23 protein-coding genes are annotated in these 22,676 nt (G+C 42.4%); 17 read left to right on the top strand and 6 right to left on the bottom strand.

Going from position 1 to position 22,676, the window contains the following annotated elements; translation table 11 throughout:
* Positions 1-30 precede the first annotated feature (30 nt).
* The 4 genes from EIZ39_RS13920 to EIZ39_RS13930 all read left to right on the top strand — a co-directional run bounded on the left by EIZ39_RS13920 (position 31) and on the right by EIZ39_RS13930 (position 3,720).
* Positions 31-1,188 (top strand): iron-containing alcohol dehydrogenase, encoded by a 1,158-nt coding sequence (locus tag EIZ39_RS13920; RefSeq protein ID WP_129200585.1) that lies wholly within the window; start codon positions 31-33, stop codon positions 1,186-1,188.
* A gap of 96 nt (positions 1,189-1,284) precedes the next feature.
* A complete protein-coding gene (locus tag EIZ39_RS13925) occupies positions 1,285-1,557 on the top strand; it encodes a DUF1507 family protein (RefSeq protein ID WP_164985094.1) in 273 nt (90 codons plus the stop codon).
* 263 nt (positions 1,558-1,820) lie between these two features.
* Positions 1,821-1,955, top strand: a complete 135-nt coding sequence (locus tag EIZ39_RS27555) for a hypothetical protein (protein ID WP_255433955.1) — start codon at positions 1,821-1,823, stop codon at positions 1,953-1,955.
* A gap of 1 nt (position 1,956) precedes the next feature.
* Entirely contained in the window at positions 1,957-3,720 is a 1,764-nt protein-coding gene (locus EIZ39_RS13930) for a sigma-54-dependent Fis family transcriptional regulator (RefSeq protein WP_129200587.1), read from the top strand.
* 36 nt (positions 3,721-3,756) lie between these two features.
* On the opposite strand, the gene EIZ39_RS13935 is transcribed toward EIZ39_RS13930, so the two are convergent.
* Genes EIZ39_RS13935 through EIZ39_RS13945 form a run of 3 tightly spaced genes read right to left on the bottom strand, consistent with a single transcriptional unit; the run spans position 3,757 to position 7,620 of the window.
* The gene (locus EIZ39_RS13935; protein ID WP_129200588.1) at positions 3,757-5,187 is read right to left on the bottom strand and encodes a sigma-54-dependent transcriptional regulator; all 1,431 of its coding nucleotides are present in this window, start codon (positions 5,185-5,187) and stop codon (positions 3,757-3,759) included.
* On the bottom strand, positions 5,180-6,460 hold the full coding sequence (locus EIZ39_RS13940; RefSeq protein WP_129200589.1) for a sensor histidine kinase: 1,281 nt from the start codon (positions 6,458-6,460) through the stop codon (positions 5,180-5,182). Before EIZ39_RS13940 ends, EIZ39_RS13935 begins: the two co-directional genes overlap by 8 nt.
* 11 nt (positions 6,461-6,471) lie before the next feature.
* Positions 6,472-7,620, bottom strand: a complete 1,149-nt coding sequence (locus tag EIZ39_RS13945) for an iron-containing alcohol dehydrogenase (protein WP_129200590.1) — start codon at positions 7,618-7,620, stop codon at positions 6,472-6,474.
* 128 nt (positions 7,621-7,748) lie between these two features.
* On the opposite strand from EIZ39_RS13945, the gene EIZ39_RS13950 reads away from it, so the two are divergent.
* The 11 genes from EIZ39_RS13950 (at position 7,749) to pruA (ending at position 16,490) form a co-directional block, all read left to right on the top strand.
* Complete coding sequence (locus EIZ39_RS13950; protein WP_129200591.1) at positions 7,749-8,411, top strand: site-2 protease family protein; 663 nt, start codon at positions 7,749-7,751, stop codon at positions 8,409-8,411.
* 74 nt (positions 8,412-8,485) lie between these two features.
* Complete coding sequence (locus EIZ39_RS13955; protein ID WP_129200592.1) at positions 8,486-8,833, top strand: hypothetical protein; 348 nt, start codon at positions 8,486-8,488, stop codon at positions 8,831-8,833.
* 231 nt (positions 8,834-9,064) lie between these two features.
* Positions 9,065-9,952 carry an ectoine/hydroxyectoine ABC transporter substrate-binding protein EhuB gene (gene ehuB, locus EIZ39_RS13960; RefSeq protein WP_129200593.1) on the top strand — a complete coding sequence of 296 codons (888 nt, stop codon included), beginning with the start codon at positions 9,065-9,067 and terminating at the stop codon, positions 9,950-9,952.
* A gap of 50 nt (positions 9,953-10,002) precedes the next feature.
* Entirely contained in the window at positions 10,003-10,659 is a 657-nt protein-coding gene (gene ehuC, locus EIZ39_RS13965; protein WP_129200594.1) for an ectoine/hydroxyectoine ABC transporter permease subunit EhuC, read from the top strand.
* 8 nt (positions 10,660-10,667) lie between these two features.
* Entirely contained in the window at positions 10,668-11,339 is a 672-nt protein-coding gene (gene ehuD / locus EIZ39_RS13970) for an ectoine/hydroxyectoine ABC transporter permease subunit EhuD (RefSeq protein ID WP_129200595.1), read from the top strand.
* 16 nt (positions 11,340-11,355) lie between these two features.
* On the top strand, positions 11,356-12,186 hold the full coding sequence (ehuA, locus tag EIZ39_RS13975; protein ID WP_129200596.1) for an ectoine/hydroxyectoine ABC transporter ATP-binding protein EhuA: 831 nt from the start codon (positions 11,356-11,358) through the stop codon (positions 12,184-12,186).
* 127 nt (positions 12,187-12,313) lie between these two features.
* Positions 12,314-12,637 carry a DUF1904 family protein gene (locus EIZ39_RS13980; protein WP_129200597.1) on the top strand — a complete coding sequence of 108 codons (324 nt, stop codon included), beginning with the start codon at positions 12,314-12,316 and terminating at the stop codon, positions 12,635-12,637.
* Between the two features lie 75 nt (positions 12,638-12,712).
* A complete protein-coding gene (locus EIZ39_RS13985; protein ID WP_129200598.1) occupies positions 12,713-12,934 on the top strand; it encodes a hypothetical protein in 222 nt (73 codons plus the stop codon).
* A 403-nt stretch (positions 12,935-13,337) separates the two neighbouring features.
* The gene (locus tag EIZ39_RS13990) at positions 13,338-13,766 is read left to right on the top strand and encodes a hypothetical protein (RefSeq protein ID WP_164985095.1); all 429 of its coding nucleotides are present in this window, start codon (positions 13,338-13,340) and stop codon (positions 13,764-13,766) included.
* A gap of 210 nt (positions 13,767-13,976) precedes the next feature.
* Positions 13,977-14,891: a proline dehydrogenase family protein gene (locus EIZ39_RS13995; RefSeq protein ID WP_129200600.1), complete on the top strand. Its 915-nt coding sequence runs from the start codon at positions 13,977-13,979 to the stop codon at positions 14,889-14,891.
* A gap of 30 nt (positions 14,892-14,921) precedes the next feature.
* Positions 14,922-16,490: an L-glutamate gamma-semialdehyde dehydrogenase gene (gene pruA, locus EIZ39_RS14000; protein WP_129200601.1), complete on the top strand. Its 1,569-nt coding sequence runs from the start codon at positions 14,922-14,924 to the stop codon at positions 16,488-16,490.
* A 138-nt stretch (positions 16,491-16,628) separates the two neighbouring features.
* Here pruA and EIZ39_RS14005 read toward each other — a convergent pair whose 3' ends face one another.
* On the bottom strand, positions 16,629-17,588 hold the full coding sequence (locus tag EIZ39_RS14005; protein WP_240675805.1) for a transporter substrate-binding domain-containing protein: 960 nt from the start codon (positions 17,586-17,588) through the stop codon (positions 16,629-16,631).
* Positions 17,589-18,230: 642 nt separating this feature from the next.
* Here EIZ39_RS14005 and EIZ39_RS14015 point away from each other — a divergent pair.
* Complete coding sequence (locus EIZ39_RS14015; RefSeq protein WP_129200603.1) at positions 18,231-19,022, top strand: SDR family oxidoreductase; 792 nt, start codon at positions 18,231-18,233, stop codon at positions 19,020-19,022.
* Here EIZ39_RS14015 and EIZ39_RS14020 read toward each other — a convergent pair.
* Positions 19,019-19,441: a winged helix-turn-helix transcriptional regulator gene (locus EIZ39_RS14020; protein WP_129200604.1), complete on the bottom strand. Its 423-nt coding sequence runs from the start codon at positions 19,439-19,441 to the stop codon at positions 19,019-19,021. The genes EIZ39_RS14015 and EIZ39_RS14020 overlap by 4 nt on opposite strands.
* A gap of 373 nt (positions 19,442-19,814) precedes the next feature.
* Entirely contained in the window at positions 19,815-20,681 is an 867-nt protein-coding gene (locus EIZ39_RS14025) for a LysR family transcriptional regulator (protein WP_129200605.1), read from the bottom strand.
* Between the two features lie 489 nt (positions 20,682-21,170).
* On the opposite strand from EIZ39_RS14025, the gene EIZ39_RS14030 reads away from it, so the two are divergent.
* Positions 21,171-22,655, top strand: a complete 1,485-nt coding sequence (locus tag EIZ39_RS14030) for an anion permease (RefSeq protein ID WP_129200606.1) — start codon at positions 21,171-21,173, stop codon at positions 22,653-22,655.
* The last annotated feature ends 21 nt before the right edge of the window (positions 22,656-22,676 follow it).

Consider the following 22,676-nt stretch of genomic DNA (forward strand, 5'->3'; position numbering starts at 1 on the left):
AAAATATAAAATTTAAAGGAGTTGTTCAGTATGCAAGAGCAAGTATTCGGATTTTATATGCCAAGTGTCAATCTTATGGGTGTGGGCGCCGCAAAGCAAGTGGGAGAAAGAATCAAGCTTTTAGGAGGAAAGAAAGCATTAATCGTCACGGATGCAGGCCTATATAAATTTGGTGTCGCTGATCAAATTGCTGGATACATAAAGGAAGCTGGAGTAGATGTAGCTATTTTCCCTGGAGCTGAGCCGAATCCTACGGATAAGAACGTTGAAGCTGGGTTGAGTGCATTACAAACTGAAGGTTGTGATGTCATTGTATCTCTAGGTGGAGGAAGCTCCCATGATTGTGCAAAAGGCGTAGCGCTTGTGGCTGCAAACGGCGGTGCTATTCACGAATATGAAGGGGTTGATCGCTCCGAAAAACCTATGATTCCAATGATTGCTATTAATACGACGTCAGGAACGGCAAGTGAAATCACCCGTTTTTGCATCATTACAGATACCTCACGCTCGGTAAAGATGGCCATTGTAGACAAGCATGTGACGCCTGCTATTTCGATCAACGATCCTTTGTTAACGGTGAAAAAACCGCCTGCTTTAACCGCAGCAACCGGGATGGACGCTTTGACCCATGCAGTTGAAGCTTATGTTTCGACAGCTGCAACTCCGATAACAGATGCATGTGCCCTCAAAGCCATCCGTCTCGTAAGCCAATATTTACGTGCTGCTGTTTCGAACGGGGAAGACATCGAGGCGCGTGATAAGATGTCTTATGCACAACTACTAGCTGGAATGGCGTTTAACAATGCCTCCCTAGGATATGTGCATGCGATTGCCCATCAATTTGGTGGATTCTACAATCTTCCGCATGGGGTGTGCAATGCGATTTTGTTGCCGCATGTAGAGAGATTCAATCTAATTTCTAAACCAGAACGCTTCGTCGACATCGCAGTGGCCTTAGGGGAAGATGTAAGCGGATTATCGACTCGTGCTGCTGCAGAGAAAGCATTAGAAGCGATTGTTACACTTGCTCGCGATGTCAATATTCCAAGCGGATTTGCTGAGCTAGGCGCTAAAGAAGAGGACATCCCTCTATTAGCGGAAAATGCTATGAAGGATGCTTGCTCCTTTACCAACCCTAGAAAAGCAACTCTTGACGATGTTCAAGCGATGATACGCGCGGCATTTTAATTTGTTAGATGGATGTGGAGAGTCGTCCCGGACTCCCTAACATCCTCGATGGTTTCCTTAGTCTTGATGGAAAACGATCATTTGGGGAGAAATGTGATGGAAAATATGAGGGATCTACAAGATTCTGTGATCGAACAATTGGAGCACGACATCAATAAGATCATGATGTTGATGGAAAAAATGAATGGTCATTTGAACCAGCAGGATCCGTTATATGAGGATCTCTTGAACACTCAATTGTTTGGCCTATCCCGCGTGGTTGATTTTTTAGTTCGATTGAAGCTGTTAAGCCGTATAGAGGGAAAGTCCATTATGAATAACTTGGAAATTACAATTAGTAAAAGCCACGAGACCTTCAAGGTTTCATAAGCGAACGAACAGGAACAAAGATTTGTTCCTGTTTTTTATTTTTTATGAAATAAACTGCAACTTTTAGGTTAAAGATGACAAAATAACGGCCCTCAGCCGATATTCTGTCCAGTCTAGCCGATAAATCGTCCGAAAACATATGAAAAAGACCACAATAAAGCGAGCTGTCATCTGGCATGAAAATTGCAAATAATGTAAATATATGTCTACATAAGTTTTGTTGATGAAGTTATTCCATATTATCATGGGAGGTATGTTACAAAATGGTTATGGATCTGTCTCCTGCATCTACATTACCCGGGATTATTCCAGCTTATATTGAGGACTCTTGGAAGCGTTGCCAATCATATGGTATTAAACCGATGAACTTGGATTTGGAAAGCGTGTTAAGAGTATGAAATGCGAGAGTACTATGATCGGTATGCTGAACTTTTACACTATTCCTCTCCCATTTTGGAAGACATGTTTCAAGATATAGCTGGGACTGAGTTTTTGGTATTGGTAGCAACCCCAGATGGATATGTGATCAATAGCATGGGGAATCCTACCTTTTTGCAAGAGGTGGATCGCGTGGCGCTGTGCAGGGGTGCCAATTGGCTGGAAAAATATAAAGGTACTAATGCCATCGGCACTGCCATTACCGAAAAGAAACCGGTCGTTGTCCATGGGAGGCACCATTACTGTAGGGATAATCATTTTCTCACGTGCACGGCAAGTCCAATATTTGGGCCTTCAGGGGAGCTCCTTGGCGTTCTTAATATGAGCAGTTATAAGCATGATTTTCACCCCTATTCGCTTGGGCTCGTGAAGCGGGCGGCCCAAACAATAGAACAGGCCCTCTACATTGCGGACATGAAAAAGGGACAGAAAGAACATTCTTGGAGCGGGGACCTAGATTTTATATACGATCACCATCCTTCGTCCCTCATTACTGTCAGTGAAGAAGGAATCATTACGCGGATGAACTTCTCGGCTTCGAAAATTGTGGGATCTAAGAAAGTGGGGGAGTCGGTTGCAGCTGTATTTGAACAATTGGACACCTCTAGTTCAGAATTAGCCAAAGATCGGAAACTAAGATTTAAGAATCATATATTTACAACCCATATTGTAAGTGGCAGTCAAGACGGAAGAAGTCAATTCATCCTACGCGGGGAAAAGATGGGACAGCATGGAGAGCTTACGAATCGATATTCTTTTCAGGATATTCTTTGCGATGACCCTAAAATGAAGGAAACCATTGAGATGGCAAGAAAAGTAGCCCTTCTTGATATCAACGTAATGTTGTCGGGTGAAAGCGGAACGGGCAAAGAGCTGTTTTCTCAATCACTGCACGGGGCGAGCCTTCGAAGCGATAAGCCGTTTATTGCGATCAACTGCAGCGCGATCCCAGAAAGCTTGCTCGAGAGCGAATTGTTCGGTTATGAAAAAGGGGCATTTACCGGGGCAAAAAGCGGGGGACAAGCTGGTAAGTTTGAAGCGGCCGATGAGGGAACCTTGTTTCTGGATGAAATTGGGGATATGCCATTAGCCGCACAAGCAACCTTGCTCCGTGTGATTCAAGAGCGATGCGTAACTCGAATTGGAGGTATTAGCCCGCGACCAGTTAACGTAAGGATCATTGCGGCCACCCACAAGGACTTGCTCAAAGAAATTGAAGCTGGAAGGTTCCGTGCGGACTTGTACTATCGTCTGAATGGATTTACCTTAAAGCTCCCTGCTCTAAGGGAGCGCTCAGATCTTCTTCTGTTAGCTGAACATGTACTTTCTCATTTACCTTTTGCCAAAACGGTTCCGATATTAAGCGAGGAGGCTAAGTCCTTCATTCAAGCCTATGATTGGCCAGGAAACTTCCGCCAGCTTCAGAATGTGCTGCAACAGGCAGCACTTCTTGCAGATTCGGGACAGATCCAAAGAGACTTGTTGGCTTCACTATGCCCGTCTTCTGTTACTATAGAGGAAGAGTCAGTTCCTGAGCCCAAACCTGAAAAGGCACAAGAGGAGAATGAGGCTGCTGCTTTAAGAAGCTTGAAGTGGAATGAGGCGACTTGCATCAAACAGACGCTAGATCAAGTAAATGGAAACATTAGCCAAGCAGCCAAGCTGTTAAATATTGGACGCAACACGCTTTACCGAAAGCTAAGGACTTACAATATATCACTTTAAAATTCATATAATTCCCTGGGTGATGAACTCAGGGAATTATTTTTCGTTCAGGATGTAGCGGAGAATCCTCGGTGTAATATCGAGCTTCTCACTTAACAATTTTCGATTACCTTGTACTTCGTTTAGTCCTTTTAGGATGATGCGCCTACCAACCTGTGCTTCCAGGTCTTTCATTTGCTTCATTAACTCATTGAACTCTATATCTTCGAGGGAGCCAATGGATTCAACAATCCCATGGATAAACTTTTCCTTTTCGCGTCGGATATACTCTTCTAGAGCCAGCTTCTCCTCGGTAACGGGAGAAGTTGGCATCTCTTTCAATCTTCCGTGTAAATGGGTCGCTTTAATTATTGAGCATTCATGAATGGCTACGGTTTGATTTAGGACGTTGATTAATTGACGGACATTCCCCGGCCAGGGGCAGTTTTTCAGCATGGTAATAGCCTCATCCGAAATTTCACATTGTCCATCGAATTTTCTTTGTAGATAATAATTAGCAATTAACGGGATGTCCTCAGGTCGCTCACGAAGGGGAGGGATCTCGAGCTTGACCCCTTCTAAGCGATAAAGGAGATCTGAGCGGAATCTATTCTTTTCTATTTCGTGTTCAAGATGTCGGTGGGTAGCAGAAATGACACGAATATTCGATTTCAAGATGTCTTCTCCTCCTACCCGCATAAATTCACCTGTTTCAAGTACACGAAGTAATTTAACTTGGATATCTAGAGGAGCTTCTCCAATTTCATCGAGAAACAGCGTCCCGTGATTGGCCAGTTCGAAATAGCCTTTTCTTGTTTTCCCAGCCCCTGTGAAGGCCCCTTTTTCATGACCAAAGAGCTCGCTCTCCAGCAGAGCCTGAGGAACGGCGCCGCAATTGATGCCGACAAAAGGATGCTGTGACCTGAGACTGGACTCATGGATGAACCGCGCCATGAGCTCCTTTCCGGTCCCTGTCTCACCTATAATAAGGATATTGATGGCTTTCTTAGCCAATTTGCTTGCCATGGAGAGGACGGTATCCATTGGTCCTCCTGGTGCGTAGATAATGCCATATTGTCCTGCCGTACTGCGCAGGTCCTTTTCCTGTTGCGAGGTTTGCTGAAGGAGGGAATCGATAATAGTTTCTAGGTTGTCTAGGTCGTCAAAGGGCTTCTCTAAATAATCCTTAGCACCCGCCTGGATGGCCTGCACGGCAGTCTTTACTGTACTGTAGCCGGTCATAATAAGAACTTCACAGCTTGGAAACTTCTCCTTAATGGTACGGAGAAGCTCTAACCCGTTCGTATCCGGCAACTTCATGTCGATTAAAGCCAAATGAAAGGGCAGGGGAGAGCTATGAAGCAGGTGATCGACCTCGCGTCCACTGTTGGCGACCGCTACCTTGCAATTTTTTCCTTCAAAGAAATAACGAAAAAAAGAAGTAACTTCCATTTCATCATCCACAATTAAGATTCGCTTTTCACTCATGGTCATCAACACCGCCTTTCCCCGGGAGCATGAGGGTAAACTTGGTATACTCTCCTTTTCTGCTCTCTGCTACCAGCATGCCATGATGGGCTTGTACAATTCCGAGACTCACTGACAACCCAAGGCCGGTTCCTTTCATATGCTCCTTTGTCGTGAAAAACGGGTTGAATATCTGCGGCAAGATTTTTTCGTCAATGCCTGTTCCGTTATCTCGAACAGAAAAAGAGACGTAAGGTTTAGAGTCCTTTTTCACCACTTTCGTTTCTATGGTGATGACAGGTTCCTTTTCTTGCTGGAGGGCATCTTTGGCATTTAAAAGTAGATTGATCATGACCTGCTCAATTTGGTAACGATTTCCTCGGAATAGAGGAAGGGATTCGCCCCATCTTTTCTCCACGGGAATTCCAGATACCTTCAACTGGTAGCCGATCAGACTGAACACATCTTCAATCAGGTCATGCAAGGAGAGGTCTTCAAATGTAAACTCTTCCTGTCTAGAGAAAACCAGCAGGTTTTGAATAATCTTCTTGCTTCTAACTCCGCACTGATAGATATCCTGCAGCATCTTACCAGGCCTATCTTCCTTGAATTCCCTTAAGAGGAGCTGGACGTTTCCTAGAATTGCTGTGAGTGGGCTGTTTAATTCATGGGCAATGCCCGCGGCCATCTCACCAATGGCGGCTAGTTTGGCGGATTGCAGCAGCTGGGCTTCGATTTTCACTTTATCGCTGACATCCTTGAAGAGGAGGATGTTTTCTACGGAAACGGCCACCTGTTCGGCAATTCGATGAAAGAAGAGGAGGTCTTCGTGCGTATTCGCATTTGTTTCACGATGAAGCAGGGTCAAGAAACCAAAGACTTGACCAACGTGGTTGCGCATCGTGACTGTGGTACCCGTGCTACCTTGATGTTCCTCTATAAAGCGGTTAACCGTGGACAAGGTTGGCTTATTCTCTAGTTCACTGAACCTTAAGGTTTGGACAGAGCTCGGAGAGGTGTCGGTGCTTACGATATAACTGGACGTGGTCTTGCCCTCCATAAGGGTCAACGCAAAGCATGTAAAGGACAGCACTTGACCAACCTGGACAGCAATATAATAACTGGCTTCTTCCCAAGACAGATTGACCTGAAGGCGAGTCAATTGATTAATGACTTCAAGCTGTTTGTTTTTAAGCTGAAGCTCAAGAATGGCCTGATTTAATTCGTGATAATAGCTTTTTCTAGAAGATTTTATCCCTGTTAGTAGATCAATTAATTCTTGTTTCTCGGACATGTTGCTTCCTCCTAAAGCGCTTGCCTAAAGATCTTAGATACATCCGCTTCACTCATGTCGCGCGGATTGGTGATCATACAGGCATCGTGTACGGCATTCTGGCTGATCTCCTCAATATGCTCTTCCATTAAACCGAGCTTGGCAAGCGATTCAGGGATCTCTAGATCTCTCGCGAGATGATGAACGGCCTTGATTGCCTGCTTGGCTGCATCATTTAAGCTAAGACCACTGACATTTTCACCGAAGGCTTCAGCGATGTTTCGGTATTTTTCCGGAGTAGCAAGAAAGTTAAACTCCATGACATAAGGAAGGAGAATCGCATTCCCTTCTCCATGAGGAGTGTCAAGCAATCCCCCAAGCTGGTGAGACATAGCATGAACGGCACCGAGGACAGCGTTGGAGAAGGCAAGCCCTGCCTGCAAGCTGGCCATCGCCATGGCTTCTTTGGCTTCTCGGTTATGCTGGCTAGCAGTCGATGGTCGCAAATGCTTGGAGATGAGTTCGATGGCATGAAGAGAAAAACGTTCGGTTAAGGGTGTCGCAGCTAGCGATATGTAAGATTCAATAGCATGGGTTAGTGCATCCATCCCCGTATTAGCCGTTAAGCGGGCGCTTTTGGTTACAAGGGTATCGGGATCGATGATCGCGATATCAGGAATAAGAGATTTGGATACGATCGTCATTTTCAAGCGGCGCGTTGTATCAGTAATAATGGAGAATTGAGAGACTTCAGATCCGGAACCGGCTGTCGTGGGAACCATCACCATAGGAGGGAGGGGATGCGAAATTTTATCAACACCTTCATAGAGATGAATCGTTCCATGGTTGGTACTGATTAGAGCGATGGCTTTCGCGGCATCCAAGGCACTTCCTCCACCAATGCCTAGTACAGCATTGCAATCGGTTGCAAGATATTCCGAAACCCCTTGATTAATCTCGTAATCTTTTGGATTTTCACTTACGTTTGTCCAAAGATGATAGTCAAGACGGCAATCGTGCAGGTAGCGGATAATTTCTTTTGCCCAACCAGCTTGGATTACACCTGGGTCGCTAACTACAAACACTTTTTCCGCGCCTAAACGGCGAAGACTCTCCCCAGTCTGACTCATTGACCCAGGACCAAAAATAATTTCCGGTGTCATGAACTTTGAAATACGCACGCTAAAAACACCCTCCTTTTCAGATAGTTTAATATATAATAAGAGGATAGGGTAGAAATTTTTGGTTTTTTAGTAGAATTGTAACAAATAATAAGAGCATGACCTCGAAAAAATAAAGGAGGACTCCTATGAATTGGGATTCATTTTTAGCTTATCCCCTTGAACAGATCCCTTACGTATTAATAGCTTTAATTCTTGCATTCTCACTCCATGAATGGGCACATGCTTATGTTGCTTATCAATTTGGAGATCCTACGGCAAAGAATCAAGGGCGACTAACCCTTAATCCAGCCGTACATGTTGAACCTGTCGGCCTCATTATGATCTTTCTCCTAGGCTTTGGCTGGGCTCGTCCTGTACCTGTTAATCGGTTTTATTTTCGCAATCCTCGTTTGGCAGGAATTCTAGTTTCCATCGCAGGTCCCATTAGCAACTTGGCATTAGCCTTCTTGTTTATGATGGTTTGGTATTTTCTGAAGACTATGGGTTGGATGGATTGGTTTTCGGAGGCAAATTATAAGATGGTTTACCAGTTGTTTAATACAATCATTTACTTAAACATAGTATTGTTTATCTTTAACCTCTTGCCTTTTCCCCCGTTAGATGGGTATCGAATTATAGAGGATGTTGCACCACCGAATGTGAGGGCAAAGTTGACGCAATATGAAAACTATGGAGTGGTCATTTTTCTTATCTTAGCCATAACGCCTTTAGGGAGTTATGTTTTTCCGCCTATCTTTCAGGTCGCTGTTCCTTACGTATTGAAAACGATGGGTTCTCTCTTCATCTAATTCATAAATAAGGCTTAATTTCATCCACTTATGGGGATATTGGATACCAAGCCTAATAGAAGGAAGGGAAGACGATGTGGCAAGCCGTGCCTATAACAGAAGATACATATGGATTTCAACATATTGAAAATTATCATGAACCGTGGGCAGCCATCGTTTCGATACAGTCTACGGAAGGTTCTTTATCCATTCAAGCTCATATTACGATGACTTATCTTACGAATAAAGAAGAATATGAGCAACTGAAAGAATCTATCCAAACCTTGGCAAGAGAAGTTAAAAGTGCACAACAAGCCACTTCGGTGAGATTACAATTTGACTGTAAAGGCATTTCCTCTTTTGAAGGAGAAACGCCGATCCCGACCAAAGCTCATCCAGCCGGTCTTACATTGTTTAATGAAGAATTTTCAGAGGAGTTTTAGTGACAAGCCAGTGACTCTTGAACAATTGAACAAATCCTGAGTATATGGGAGCATCTGTCATGATTTAAAAAGAATAGGCAGGATGCTCCTTCTTATTTGCTCTCAGTAAGATATCTCCCTTCTCAGCAAGGGAGATCCTGGCAGAGGGGAATTGAAAGAATTGTTTGATTTCGATACAATATTTATAGTCCTATTCCAAAAAATACGAAACAGAAAAAGGGGGGGTTAGCTTTGAAAAAGCTAGCATCAATGCTTCTCACCTGCATGACAGCCATATCCTTAGTGGCTTGTGGATCTACGCAGAGTTCTTCACCTAATGCAGAAGTGCAAGAGGAGAGTACGCTGGAAAGAGCGAAACAAGAGGGAGTGGTTAAAGTTGGTTTCGCTAACGAAAAGCCGTACGCTTACGCTACGGCGGATGGTAAATTGACGGGTGAAGCCGTGGAGGTAGCCCGCGCAGTACTGAAAAACATGGGTATTAACGAGATGGATGGGGTACTTACAGAGTTTGGTTCCCTTATTCCCGGACTAAAAGCTGGAAGATTTGACCTGATTACTGCGGGGATGTTTATCACTCCTGCACGGGCGAAAGAAGTAGCATTTGCAGATCCAGAGTACAGTATTGGTGAAGCTTTAGCTGTAAAACCAAGTAATCCTAAAGGTTTACATAGCTATGAAGATATTGCTGCTCAGCCTGACGTCAAAGTAGCTGTCATGGGTGGTGCCATCGAAAATGAATATCTGTTAAAAGTAGGTGTTGCTAGAGACCAGATTGTCACGGTGCCTGATAATCCTTCCGCGATAGCTGCCCTAGAGTCTGGGCGAGTAGATGCCATTACGATGACTGGTCCTTCTTTACAAGCTCTTTTAGAGATTTCACCAGAAGGGAAGTTGGAGCGTGTAATGGATTTTAAGCAACCTGTCATCGATGGCGAAAGTGTTCGGGGATATGGAGCGACCGCTTTTCGACTAGAGGATGATGATTTCCGACAAGCCTTTAATCGTGAGCTTCAATTGTTGAAAGAATCAGGGGAACTCTTAGAGATCTTGCAACAATTTGGGTTTACAGAGCAAGAGCTTCCGGGTGATGTAACGTTAGAGCAATTATTGAAAGAATAAAGTGGAGCCCCCCAAGGCCCTTTGGGGGGTTTTGCCCTTTAAAAAAGGATGTGTGTAGGTTGGAAACATTGGTCCAATTGGTTCCGCCCTTGCTGAAGGGGGCATGGGTAACCGTACAAATTAGTTTTTTCTCTATTATTTTGGCATTTGTTCTATCTTTTACGTTCGGATTGGCCCGATTATCTAGATTTAAGGTGATTCGTTTATTCGCTTCTTTCTATGTGGAGGTCATCCGTGGCACCTCTTTGTTAGTGCAATTATTTTGGATCTACTTTGCTCTGCCTTTATTGGGAATAGAACTGTCTGCCATGATGGCGGGGGTAATTGCTTTAGGAATGAATGCGGGTGCTTACGGAGCAGAAATTGTACGGAGTGCGATTATAGCTGTTCCTAAAGGCCAAACGGAAGCGACCATTGCCTTGAATATGACACCGATGCAGCGGATGAGGCTCGTGGTTTTACCTCAAGCCTGTGTAAGGATGTTGCCTCCGTTTACTAATTTAATCGTCGAGTTAATCAAAGGGACGGCTTTGGTGTCTTTGATTACCTTATCTGATTTGACCTTTCAAGGTATGTTGCTTAGGACCACAACGATGCAAACGATGGAAATTTTTACTTTGCTTCTCTTGATTTATTTCCTTTTGACGTATCCCTGCACGTGGGGTATGCGTTGGTTGGAGAGAAAATTATCAGTAGGGAGGTCCTAAGAAAAGAGATGTGGAATCACGAGTTTGCTTTATCCATTCTGCCGGATCTAGTCAAGGCTATGAAACTAACGGTATCAGCGACGGTTGTTGGATTTCTTGTGGCTGTCTTAATTGGGCTCGTATTAGCGATTGCAAGAAGATCACGTTTTCGGGTCGTTCAATGGTCTACTCACGGCTTCGTTGAATTTATCCGTAATACTCCGCTTTTGGTTCAGCTCTACTTCATTTTTTATGTATTTCCGCAATTAGGTATGACGTTATCCCCCTTTGCAGCGGGGGTTATCGGGTTAGGGATACATTATGGAACTTATTTATCCGAAGTGTTTCGTTCTGGGATTGATGCGATTCCGAAGGGACAATGGGAGGCGTGTAGGGCTTTAAACTTTTCAAAAGGAAGAACTTGGTTAGGTGTAATCTTACCTCAGGCTGTTCCACCTATCATCCCCATCCTTGGAAATTACTTTATTGTTATGTTTAAGGAAACGCCTTTATTGTCGGCTATTACCTATGTAGAGATGCTAGGAATGGCGAAGATTATCGGTTCGGAGTCTTTTCGTTACTTTGAAGCTTTTACCATTGTTGGTTTACTATTTTTAGTCCTAAGTTATCCATCTTCGTTGCTGTTCCGACGATTAGAAGAGCGATTAAAACAGCCTTATTTAAGAAAAAACAACACGTAAAAAGGAGGAGTACAAAATGAGCGCTGCCATTCCCTCACATTTAGATATCAAGTTTTCTAATAACCTTGCACAACAGCCCTTGGTTCGTTATGAGAAGGTTAGCAAGGCTTTTGGAAAAAACCAGATTCTTAAAGAAGTAGATCTAGACATTGCACCTGGAGAGAAGGTGTGTGTAATTGGACCGAGTGGATCCGGAAAAACGACACTTCTTCGTATGTTGATGACACTAGAACAGCCAACATCAGGTACAATTACCGTAGGTGGAGAGCTGTTATGGCATAAAAAGGTGAATGGGAAATTAGTACCAGCGGATGAAAAGCACCTTCACCGTGTCCGCGGAAATATTGGCATGGTGTTCCAACAGTTTAACCTGTTCCCTCATATGACGGTCCTGAGAAATTGTATTGAAGCTCCTATCCATGTATTGGGTATGCCAAAGGAAGAGGCAATCGAACGGGCTAAAGCCCTGCTAGAAAAAGTGGGTCTTAGTGAAAGAATTCATCATTATCCTGCCCAATTATCGGGAGGTCAGCAACAAAGGGTAGCTATTGCACGCGCTCTTGTGATGCAGCCTAAAGTCATGCTCTTTGACGAAGTCACATCAGCCCTTGATCCCGAGTTGGTAGGGGAGGTTTTGAGTGTCATTAAGGAGATTGCCAAGGAAGGGGATACTGCGATGCTGCTGATTACTCATGAAATGGACTTTGCTCGCGATATAGCAGACCGTATCGTCTTTATTGATGAGGGACGGATTGCGGAACAAGGAACACCTGAGCAGATATTTAATCATCCCAAACAAGAACGGACAAAAGAGTTCCTAAGTCGTTTTCGTGGTGTTCATAAATAATCATCTTCCAATGCAATAAGGTTCTTCCTAAGGGGGAAGAACCTTTTCAACTTTGTGGAACCTTGCTATAATGATTTTTTATTCCTAAACTAATAAGGAAAATACATGTGTAGGAAGGAAGATAAGAATGCCGCTATTAGTCGTTAGAGGAATTAAGCCAGAGCAGATGATGGTCATAAGTGAATCATTAATAGAAGATTTAGCTGTCATCTGTGAATGTGAATTAGATAATTTTACGATAGAATGCTTACATACGACTGCCGTTTTCTCCGGTAAAATCGTAGAATCATTCCCATTTATTGAAGTATCCTGGTTTGAGCGAGGACAGGAAACCCGTGATCGATTCGCTCGAACAGTTGCGAACCATGTTCAATCACTAGGAATCAAGGAGATAGAGATCGCTTTTAACACCTATCGAGAGGATAGTTACTACGTAAATGGCTCCTTGTAATAAACCGCAATCGCAATGCGTCTAATTTTGTGGGAGCGCTTCTGGTCACGTACTAACAGCTAAGGAGATTCACTTATGAACATTAGACGCTGGATACTTATCATCTTCCCTTTTATTTTTCTTTTATATTTATCCATAACTCCTGTGGTGCTAGCAGAGAAGAAAGAGCAGCCGATTCTAAAGATTGAATTCAAGGATGGCAAGTTTGTTAAAACGGAGACGACACGAGAAGAAGAGGAGCGAAAGAGAAAAGAGGGTAAAAAAGAAAAAAGTTTACTGAAGAAGATAAGAAATTAATAATTACAGCTTTTAGTATTGCGTTAATTGCTGATTTTATCATTATCGGTTGGGTTGCTTATAAAAACATGGGTGACACATCGAACAGAGGCAATAATTTTACAAATTCAAAATGGTTCTGGGCCTTTCTTGGGATGGGAGCCTTTGTGAAAAAGGACGAAAAAATCATCATCCGCTGGCCCGTTGTTTTCGCTTATATCTTCCTAGGTGTCATTGTGAAATTCTATGTATTTGAAAAGCTTTAGCTATACTTAGGAACCTTAACTTTATATTTATAAGGAATGATTGTTACTAAAGGACGAGTAATTTTGGGAAGATAAGTAAAAAAGGCATAGAGTGTCTCCCGGAAACTCATAATAGTCTTAGTTTTTAGTAAGTGAAGCTAAGGCGGAGGAGAGATTCAATGGTGACAGACCAAAAGAATCTTATGCGATGTGTACGTTGGTTGGAGGAGCATATAGGGTGTGAAATTTATTTTATTCATCACGAAGAGAAAACGAATGGGTTTGTGGAATATAAGAATGGAGGCCATGTTATCTATGTAATTGGCAATCAAGATAAGGTTCCGGTTATAAACTTTTTGGAGATTCTGGCTCATGAAGCAGGTCATGTTCTTTACAATAAACGGAAGATGAGTGAAGGGATTGACTATGCCTGTATTGTGCAGAAAACGCAAAACAAGCTGAAGTGTTTTGACCATTTGCTTAAGGAAGAACTCATTACGAATGAAGAGTACGAGCGTTTCTATCAAGCCATGGAAGAAGAGTGGGAGAGCGATCAGGAAAAAGTCAAATTACTGAAAAGGCTGCAGGAGGAATTGCGGGTGTATTAAAGAGGGTTTACATATTAAAGTTCAAATCATATTTTTATACCAAAGCTATGTTTATTGGAACATAGCTTATTTGTGTTCAAAATTATACAATTTTAAGTCAATATACAATATATACAAATGTGTTAAAAAGATGTATAATCAAATTCAGGAAATACACCAAGATGTACATAATAATCATGTGTTCAATATTGAACAGGAGGAAGAGCCCTCATGGAACTATTAATGAGAAATATGTTTCAAGCCTTAGGCAAGAATCGTTCCGCTAATAAATGGGCGAAGAAATATGGATTAAAATTTGGTGCTGGACGTTTTGTAGCAGGGGAATCGATTGAAAAAGCCATAGTGGTTGTAAAAGAGTTGAATAGAGAAGGTAGAGTGGCTACTTTAGACCATCTCGGAGAATTCGTATTTACGATGGAGGAAGCAAATGAGTCAGCATCCATGTGTATCCAAACATTGGATGCCATGGCACAAGCCGGTGTTCAGTCTAACCTTTCTTTGAAAATGACCTCTTTAGGTTTAGATATCAGTAAGGAATTGTGTATATCCAACATGCGCCGCATCCTGGATCGTGGGAAGACTCATGGTAATTTTGTCCGCATTGATATGGAAGATTATGAGCATTGCCAGGTTTCGCTCGATATCTATCAAGAATTGCGCAGGGATTATGATAATGTCGGCCTCGTCATCCAAGCTTATCTCTACCGTACGGAACAGGACATGAAAGATTTAAATGAAGTGAAAGCGAATCTTCGTTTAGTGAAAGGTGCCTATAAGGAGTCTCCTGAGGTTGCCTACCCGGAGAAAGCGGTTGTGGATGAAAATTATAAAAAAATAATAAGAGTTCATTTGCTTAATGGAAACTACACAGCGGTAGCCAGCCACGATGAAAGCATCATTGAATATACAAAGAACTTGGTACGAGAAAACAATATTTCCAAGGACCAGTTTGAATTCCAAATGCTATATGGGATTTGTGTTGATCTGCAGAAGAGGCTGGTAGAGGAAGGATATAAGGTTCGAGTTTACGTACCCTATGGAGTGGATTGGTTTGGTTACTTCATGCGTCGTTTAGCAGAGAGACCTGCAAATGTATGGTTCGTATTAAAAAATCTATTTAAATAAAGAGAACTAGATAAGAGAGGATGAATGAAGATGACTTCATTAACTAAAATTCCGGCATTTCTAAACGAACCCTTTGTTGATTTTTCACAAGAGGATAACAAGCAAGCGATGTTAGCGGCTCTAGAGAAGGTAAAAAAGGAACTTGATCAGGATCTGCCTCTTCATATCGGAGCGGAAAAGATCATGACAGAGGATAAAATAGTATCCATCAACCCGGGGCAAGTCGATCAGGTGATTGGTCGTGTGAGTAAAGCAACGCAAGAATTAGCGGAACGTGCCATGCAAGTCGCATTAGCTACTTTTGAAACATGGAAAAAGGTACCGGCAAGAGAACGTGCGGGATGTCTCTTTAAAGCTGCTCAGCTGATGAGAGAAAGAAAACACGAATTTTCTGCTCTGATGGTTTATGAAGCAGGTAAAAACTGGGGTGAAGCGGATGCCGATACCGCGGAAGCCATTGACTTTATGGAGTTCTATGCTCGGGAGATGATCCGTCTTAGTGAAGTCAATGAGAATCAACCGCTGGTGAAAATTCCTGGAGAGAACAATCAATTAAGCTATATTCCATTAGGGGTAGGTGTGGTGATCCCGCCTTGGAACTTCCCTCTAGCGATCTGTGTCGGGATGACGACGGCAGCGGTCGTATCTGGTAATACAGTCTTGTTAAAACCGGCTTCCATTACTCCTGTCATTGCTCATAAATTTGTAAAGTTGATGGAAGAAGTCGGCTTGCCTGCGGGTGTTATTAATTTTATCCCAGGGAGTGGAGCGGAAGTTGGCGATTACTTAACGACTCATCCGAAAACTCGTTTTATCAGCTTTACTGGATCTAAGGAAGTGGGTTTGCGTATTAACCGCCTGGCAGCACAAACGACGGAAGGTCAAATCTGGATTAAGCGAGTCATCGCTGAGATGGGCGGAAAGGATGGTATTGTTGTCGATGAAACGGCCGACCTTAATGCAGCAGCTGCGGGAATCGTGGCTTCCGCCTTTGGTTTCCAAGGTCAAAAGTGTTCTGCTGGTTCCCGCGCTATTATTGTTGAATCGGTATATGATGTCGTGGTAGAAAAGGTAGCAGAATTAACCGAGCAGCTGCAAATCGGGTTGCCAGAGGAAAATCTTGCGGTGGGTCCTGTTGCGGATCAGAATGCTTATGAAAAAATCCTACAGTATATCGAGATTGGAAAAGGTGAAGGTCGATTAGTTGCCGGCGGTGGAAAAGCAGAAGGCAATGGATACTATATCCTACCGACAGTATTTGCAGACGTGAATGGGAAAGCGCAGATTATGCAGGAAGAAATTTTTGGACCTGTTCTTGCTATAGCCAAGGCAAAGGACTGGAAGGAAGCCATTGATCTGTATAACGACACGGAGTTTGGCTTAACAGGTGCCTTCTTCTCTAAGGTGGAAGAGCGTATTGAGTATGCGTTAGAAACCATGCACTGTGGAAACCTTTATATTAACCGCAAGTGCACCGGAGCGTTGGTAGGGGTTCATCCATTTGGAGGATTTAATATGTCTGGAACAGATTCCAAAGCTGGCGGATTTGATTATCTCCTATTATTTACTCAAGCTAAAATGACGTCTCGTAAAATTTAAACTAGTTTCAAATAGAATGACTCTCTGTTAAGGGGCCTATTGAAGAGAAGTACCAAGGTTCGGTTATTGCTGTTTTCGAATAATGTAAGCAAAAAAAAGCTACCAAAGAGGATCACTCTGTTGGTAGCTTTTTTAATTCTACTTAATCCATTGATTTTCCAATTTTTCAAACTCGCCTTTCAAAGTCATTTCTTCCATCCAGAGGTTCACCCAGTTAGTGAAGACTTGATCCCCGCGATGCATGAGGTAACCTTTCTCATCCGTAGTAAATGTATCATCTGTTAAAGCAGCATATAAACGTTTATCTTCCTTTGAATAAAGCATAGCTTCAATGTTGTCCGTTATCATAACATCATACTTGCCCTCTGCAACTAGTCCAGGAATATCTAAATTATTTTCGACTACCGTAACTTGAGCCTTTTTGAAATTAGCATCAACAAATACTTTGTTGGTTCCGCCAGGGTTTACTCCGATTCTTACATGGGGTTGATCAATGTCTGCTAGACTCTTAAACTTCTCCTTGTCTTCTAAACGAATGAGAGGAGATTTACCAAATTCGATATATGGATGTGTGAGTTGAGCCGTTTTCTGACGGGCCACATTCCTTGTAATTCCGCCCATAGCAATATCAAACTTATCGGCTAGTAAGTCACTCATTAGTGTTGGCCAGGAAGTCTGAACAAACTTTACCTCTACTCCTAAATCTTTTGCCATCTTTTTGGCTGCGTCGATATCGTATCCCTCATATTCTCCTGTTTTTGGATTAAGGTACGTAAACGGTTTGTAATCTCCAGCCGTTCCTACACGAATATAGCCTCTCTTGATGATAGCGTCTAAACGAGACTCTATATTTACTGTGTTCTCTTCCGGATTCCAAGAAACAACCCGACCTAATGCTTCTCCAATGGCTCTTGCTGAAACGAAGGTAGTACCATCAACTACAGCGCCTGGGATTGATTTGCCATCTGCGACGACTTGAACCGTAGATGGAGCTTTCGATGCTTCGACAGCAGGAGACGAAAGCGCTGTCAAGTAACCACCAGCAAATAAGGATAAAGCCAACATGCCTTTAATCAGTAGAGTACTTTTCTTTTTCATAGGGGAACCTCCAATATGTAATATACTAATATAATTCAGATAAGAGAATTTTACCATAATTAAATAATTTGTAAACTATTTTTATTTACCTAACAATTTTCTGGGAAATCAGGTGGGTAAATGATGAACTTTTAAACCATTAACTCTATAAGAACATATATTGAATGAACAGGAGGTAGAGATCTAGTAAATGATCAAAACAAACAAGATACCCAAAGTAAAACAGTTTAGTTTTCCTTGTTTTTATGGAAACTGGTGTGGACCAGGATGCAGTGGGCCCAATAGACCAATAGACGGCTTAGATGCTTGCTGTCGGTCGCATGATCGATGCTATCGAAGACGCGGTTGGCGTAACTGCAATTGTGATCGTCAGTTAACTAGATGTGCAGAAAAATATGCAGACCCTTTAACTGTAAGAGGAAGGATGGCATTACTTATTATCCATTTTTTTTCAAAACAAAATTGCCATGTACTTCGTCGTACTGCGTCTTCTAAACCATGGATGAACGCTAAAATCTTCAGGCAAAGACGGAGAATATTCTGTCTGTTCGAAAAGTTTTGACTGCAGCGTCTGAACTTTGCTATTATTCTATTAGCCTAATTCAATGGAAAGAAAAATCCTCGCTAGAAAAGGAGTATACGATGAAACTTGGACTAACTGGAAAGAACGCTGTGATTACGGGTGGAAGTGCTGGAATTGGACTTGCTTGTGCCAAAGCACTTGCAGCTGAGGGGGCCAATGTCGTTATTATCAGTAGGAATCAGGAGAAATTAGATAAAGCAGTGGCCATCTTGAAAAACATTGCCCCAGACCGTTCTATATTCTCGATTTGTGAAGATTTAACCGATTGTGGTGCACCAAAGAGGAGTGTGGAGGAAGCGATCTCTAAACTAGGAAATATCGATATTTTGATTAATAATGCAGGATCAGCCCGTGCAGGTATCTTTTGGGATTTGGAAGGACAGGATTTTATCCAGGCCTGGAATCTTAAATTTTTAGGGTATGTTGAGATGGTAAGGGAAACAGCTATACATATGAAGCCCCAACGAAGAGGGAGGATTGTCAATATAATTGGAACAGGAGGACGAACGCCTAGCCCTACCTTTCTTCCAGGAGGGACTGTAAATGCAGCGCTTTTAAATTTTACAAAAGGAATTTCTAGAGATCTCGCAGCCTACGGGATTAGAATTAATGCGATTTCTCCTGGAATTACCGCTACTGAACGTGCAGAAATGCTTGCACAGCAGAATGCAGAAGCGAATGGTATTACGATAGAAGAACAAAAAAAGGAGGATAATGCTGGAATCCCCCTTGGACAGATGGTACAACCTGAAGAAATTGCCACCATGGCTTTAATCTTAGCATCCGATATCATCCCTTCTATGACCGGAACAGAGATTGTAATAGACGGTGGTAAACAGCCAGGACTTTAATTGGACAAAAAATTAACTTCGCGTGTTGTTTGATTGCAGTGCGTGCACTTATAAGCAACCTCAACCTCGTGATCGCAATCAGGGTGAACGATCGAATAATATTTATCATCAAGGAAGCGATTACCCCAAATGGCAATGGAGTTCAGGATATGTCTTAACTCCTTGCCCTTTGGTGTGAGTTCATAGGAATAACGTGGTGGGTGCAAGACGTAAAGGTTGGAGGTTAAAATTGATTCCTCTTCGAGCAATTTTAACCGATCTGATAGGATATTAGGGGCTAGGCCCTCTAAGGCTTCTTTAAGTTCGGTGAATTTGGTTTTACCTTTTAGTAGTTCACGAATAATTAATAGGGTCCAGCGATCACCAATAATATCTAGGGTTTTGGCAATGTTGCAGGGGAGATTATAATTTTTAGGCACAGTAGGAACTTCCTTTCCGGATTTTAACATCTAGATTATAGTATGATGGACTGAGTATTGAAAATCAACTCAGTAGTATATTTTTGAAATGTGCGTTGCAAAAAAATACTTAGTATTATATATTAACTTTAGATGTATAAATTATCCTATTAAGGAGTGGAATACGTGTTATTACAAAAGCTTTCATGGGCAGGAGTATTGGTTCAATCGAATGATAGTAAGGAAAACTAGTCAGAGTCTACCGTGTGAAAGGAAAAGGACTGCTGTTTTTTTAAAACGAAAAAAGGAGTCCTTTCTGATCACATGAGTAGATTCATCTCGCACCTTTACGTTCCTGCTTACACCTACTAAAGTATAGGGCCGTAACGCTCCATCATAATTGGGTGAAATACGCTTCTGCAAAATCAATAAACTGCTTACAGTTCTTTGTGAGATGCTTATTCTTCTTCCAGGCGAGGCCAATCTGAACTTTCGTCTGATTGGATAATGGAATCTGAACAATATCCGAACGCTTTGCTACGATGAGTTTCATAAAAAGAGAGATTCCAAGACCGTTTGCCACAAGTTCTTTTGCAGTGCTCACTTCATGCGATTCAAAGACAATGCGGGGGGTAAAACCATGCTTCTCACACTCTTTTAAGGTGAGTTTGCGGTGTAAGAAATCGGGGGTTAAGGCTACGAAATCCTCGTCTTTTAATTGACTGAAGCATATTTCTTTATTCTTTGCCAAGGCATGATCCGGATGCATACAGACCATAATTTCTTCTTCCATCAGTGGGATTACGTTTAACGAGCTTTGGTCTTCAGGTAAGATGATGAGTCCTAAATCCAGTTCACCGGTTTCCAACAACTCACAGGTGGAAACAGATCCTTTTTCCATAACTTCGATGTCGATGGCGGGAAAACAATGTTTAAACTCCTTATAAACACTGGGAAAAATCCGGGCCCCGATCATGGGAGGCAGACCCATTTTAATTTTACTGAGACGGTCTTTTACTTCCTCAATAGAACTTTGAATCTCACCGAGAATCGACTCAACTCTTTTATGAAACAGCTCACCATGATGGGTTAGAGATACATTTTTCGTATTCCGGATTAGCAGCTTGACGCCAAGTTCCTCTTCAAGTTGATTTACGGCATTCGTAACAGTAGGCTGGGAGACGTGGAGCGCATGGGCAGCATGAGTAAAGTTTTTATGTTTGCCTACCTTATAGAAATATTCAAGATGTCTTAGTTCCATTCAAACCTCTCCCCGCAGTTTATTTACTCTTAATAAATTGTAGCATAATTTAAATAGAACTCTTTGTGAATCAATGAACAATCTGTGAAAGGAGTTATAAAAGTTATAAATGACTTCATAAGGGAAATTGATTTCCGATATCCACGTCGATATGAAAGAATAAGAGTGTAGCAAGGAACACCATAACAACTCAAATTAAGAAATGAAAGTGAGGGAACAGCATGACAAGAAAAAACAACCTAACGCACAGGGAGGATGAAAAGAGGCTTCAAGAAATCTGTATCGACTTATGCTTAAGTTATGATGACCCTTATATGTCATGCGGAAACTGCCAGATTCTACGACAGTTGGATAAAGCCAACGAGTGTAGAAAGATTTATGAAACAAGATTTTGATCTAACTATTTATGTGAAAAACTTCACAATTAATTACGCGATTTACCGTAAGATGCCTTTGTAATAAAAAATACAAGAGCTGAGGTGTGTGAAGATGGTTGCTAAACCAAAACCGAGTTTTCAACTTCCTAAAAAGACTAACACGAGTCAACCTGCCAAGACCAAATCTGAATCCGAATTAAAACTTCTGCCTTTACTCCTGACGTTGGCTGTCGGTGTAATCATCTGGTTTATTCCACCACCAGAAGGGCTAGATCAGAAAGCCTGGCACTTATTTGCCATATTTGTAGCAACGATCATAGGTTTTATCACCAAGCCTCTTCCAATGGGAGCTGTAGCCATTGCCGCAATAATGGCAACAGCAGTGACCGGAACCTTGTCGACATCCGATGCGTTAAGTGGATTTGGAAATACCACCATTTGGCTCATCGTCATCGCCTTCTTTATTTCCCGGGGCTTCATTAAGACTGGATTAGGAGCAAGAATCTCCTATATGTTCGTTAAGCGATTTGGTAAAAGGACCCTTGGTTTATCTTATTCACTCTTAGTCAGTGACTTGCTCCTCGCGCCGGCTATTCCAAGTAATACAGCTCGGGCGGGAGGAATTATCTTCCCGATCATCCGTTCTTTATCTGAGACCTATGGGTCTAAACCAGAGGATGGGACTGAAAGAAAAATAGGTTCATTCCTCTTAAAGACGTCATTTCAAGGAAACTTAGTTACCTCTGCCATGTTTATGACCGCCATGGCGGCAAATCCGCTCATTGCTACGTTGGCTAATGATGTCGCCGGCATTAATATTACTTGGACAGGTTGGGCATGGGCAGCGATTGTCCCAGGATTAGTCAGTTTGATTGTGATTCCTTACTTCCTCTATAAGGTCTATCCACCTGAAATCAAAGAAACTCCAGGTGCAGCGAAGATGGCGGAAGAGAAGCTAAAAGAAATGGGACCAGTAAAAAAAGAAGAATTTTATATGCTGGGTGTGTTCTTCATCATCTTAAGCTTGTGGATCTTCGGTGATAAGTTAGCTATTGATGCGACAACAACGGCTTTCATTGGGTTGTCCATCCTCCTCTTAACACAAGTGTTGTCCTGGAATGATATTAAGAAGGAACAAGGGGCTTGGGACACGTTAGTATGGTTTGCGGCTTTGGTCATGATGGCTACGTTCCTTAATAAGTTAGGTATGGTTCCTTGGTTTAGTGCAACGATGGAAGGGTCTGTAAGCGGAATGTCTTGGGTTGCAGCTCTCGTTGTTCTCGCTCTAGTTTACTATTACACGCATTACTTCTTTGCTAGTTCGACAGCTCATATCAGTGCTATGTACGCTGCTTTCTTGGCGGTCATGCTAGCAGCTGGGGCACCAGCGATGTTAGCTGCCTTACTCCTGGCTTTCTTCAGTAACTTATTTGCTTCTACAACTCATTACGGTACAGGACCTGCTCCCGTGTTCTTCGGTGCTGGTTATGTCACACAGAATCGTTGGTGGTCTTTAGGATTTGGAATTTCCATTTTACACATCATCATCTGGTTAGTTGTGGGCGGACTTTGGTGGAAAGTGATTGGACTTTGGTAGAAAACTTAATTTGAAGGGGGT

This window comes from Ammoniphilus sp. CFH 90114 (assembly GCF_004123195.1).
Lineage (GTDB): Bacteria > Bacillota > Bacilli > Aneurinibacillales > RAOX-1 > YIM-78166.

Bases quoted from the DNA above. Each gene is read 5' to 3' on its own strand.
- EIZ39_RS13920 (WP_129200585.1), top strand. From the start codon at position 31: ATGCAAGAGCAAGTATTCGGATTTTATATGCCAAGTGTCAATCTTATG.
- EIZ39_RS13925 (WP_164985094.1), top strand. From the start codon at position 1,285: ATGGAAAATATGAGGGATCTACAAGATTCTGTGATCGAACAATTGGAG.
- EIZ39_RS27555 (WP_255433955.1), top strand. From the start codon at position 1,821: ATGGTTATGGATCTGTCTCCTGCATCTACATTACCCGGGATTATTCCA.
- EIZ39_RS13930 (WP_129200587.1), top strand. From the start codon at position 1,957: ATGCGAGAGTACTATGATCGGTATGCTGAACTTTTACACTATTCCTCT.
- EIZ39_RS13935 (WP_129200588.1), bottom strand. From the start codon at position 5,187: ATGAGTGAAAAGCGAATCTTAATTGTGGATGATGAAATGGAAGTTACT.
- EIZ39_RS13940 (WP_129200589.1), bottom strand. From the start codon at position 6,460: ATGTCCGAGAAACAAGAATTAATTGATCTACTAACAGGGATAAAATCT.
- EIZ39_RS13950 (WP_129200591.1), top strand. From the start codon at position 7,749: ATGAATTGGGATTCATTTTTAGCTTATCCCCTTGAACAGATCCCTTAC.
- EIZ39_RS13955 (WP_129200592.1), top strand. From the start codon at position 8,486: ATGTGGCAAGCCGTGCCTATAACAGAAGATACATATGGATTTCAACAT.
- ehuD (WP_129200595.1), top strand. From the start codon at position 10,668: ATGTGGAATCACGAGTTTGCTTTATCCATTCTGCCGGATCTAGTCAAG.
- ehuA (WP_129200596.1), top strand. From the start codon at position 11,356: ATGAGCGCTGCCATTCCCTCACATTTAGATATCAAGTTTTCTAATAAC.
- EIZ39_RS13980 (WP_129200597.1), top strand. From the start codon at position 12,314: ATGCCGCTATTAGTCGTTAGAGGAATTAAGCCAGAGCAGATGATGGTC.
- EIZ39_RS13985 (WP_129200598.1), top strand. From the start codon at position 12,713: ATGAACATTAGACGCTGGATACTTATCATCTTCCCTTTTATTTTTCTT.
- EIZ39_RS13990 (WP_164985095.1), top strand. From the start codon at position 13,338: ATGGTGACAGACCAAAAGAATCTTATGCGATGTGTACGTTGGTTGGAG.
- EIZ39_RS13995 (WP_129200600.1), top strand. From the start codon at position 13,977: ATGGAACTATTAATGAGAAATATGTTTCAAGCCTTAGGCAAGAATCGT.
- pruA (WP_129200601.1), top strand. From the start codon at position 14,922: ATGACTTCATTAACTAAAATTCCGGCATTTCTAAACGAACCCTTTGTT.
- EIZ39_RS14005 (WP_240675805.1), bottom strand. From the start codon at position 17,588: ATGAAAAAGAAAAGTACTCTACTGATTAAAGGCATGTTGGCTTTATCC.
- EIZ39_RS14015 (WP_129200603.1), top strand. From the start codon at position 18,231: ATGAAACTTGGACTAACTGGAAAGAACGCTGTGATTACGGGTGGAAGT.
- EIZ39_RS14025 (WP_129200605.1), bottom strand. From the start codon at position 20,681: ATGGAACTAAGACATCTTGAATATTTCTATAAGGTAGGCAAACATAAA.
- EIZ39_RS14030 (WP_129200606.1), top strand. From the start codon at position 21,171: ATGGTTGCTAAACCAAAACCGAGTTTTCAACTTCCTAAAAAGACTAAC.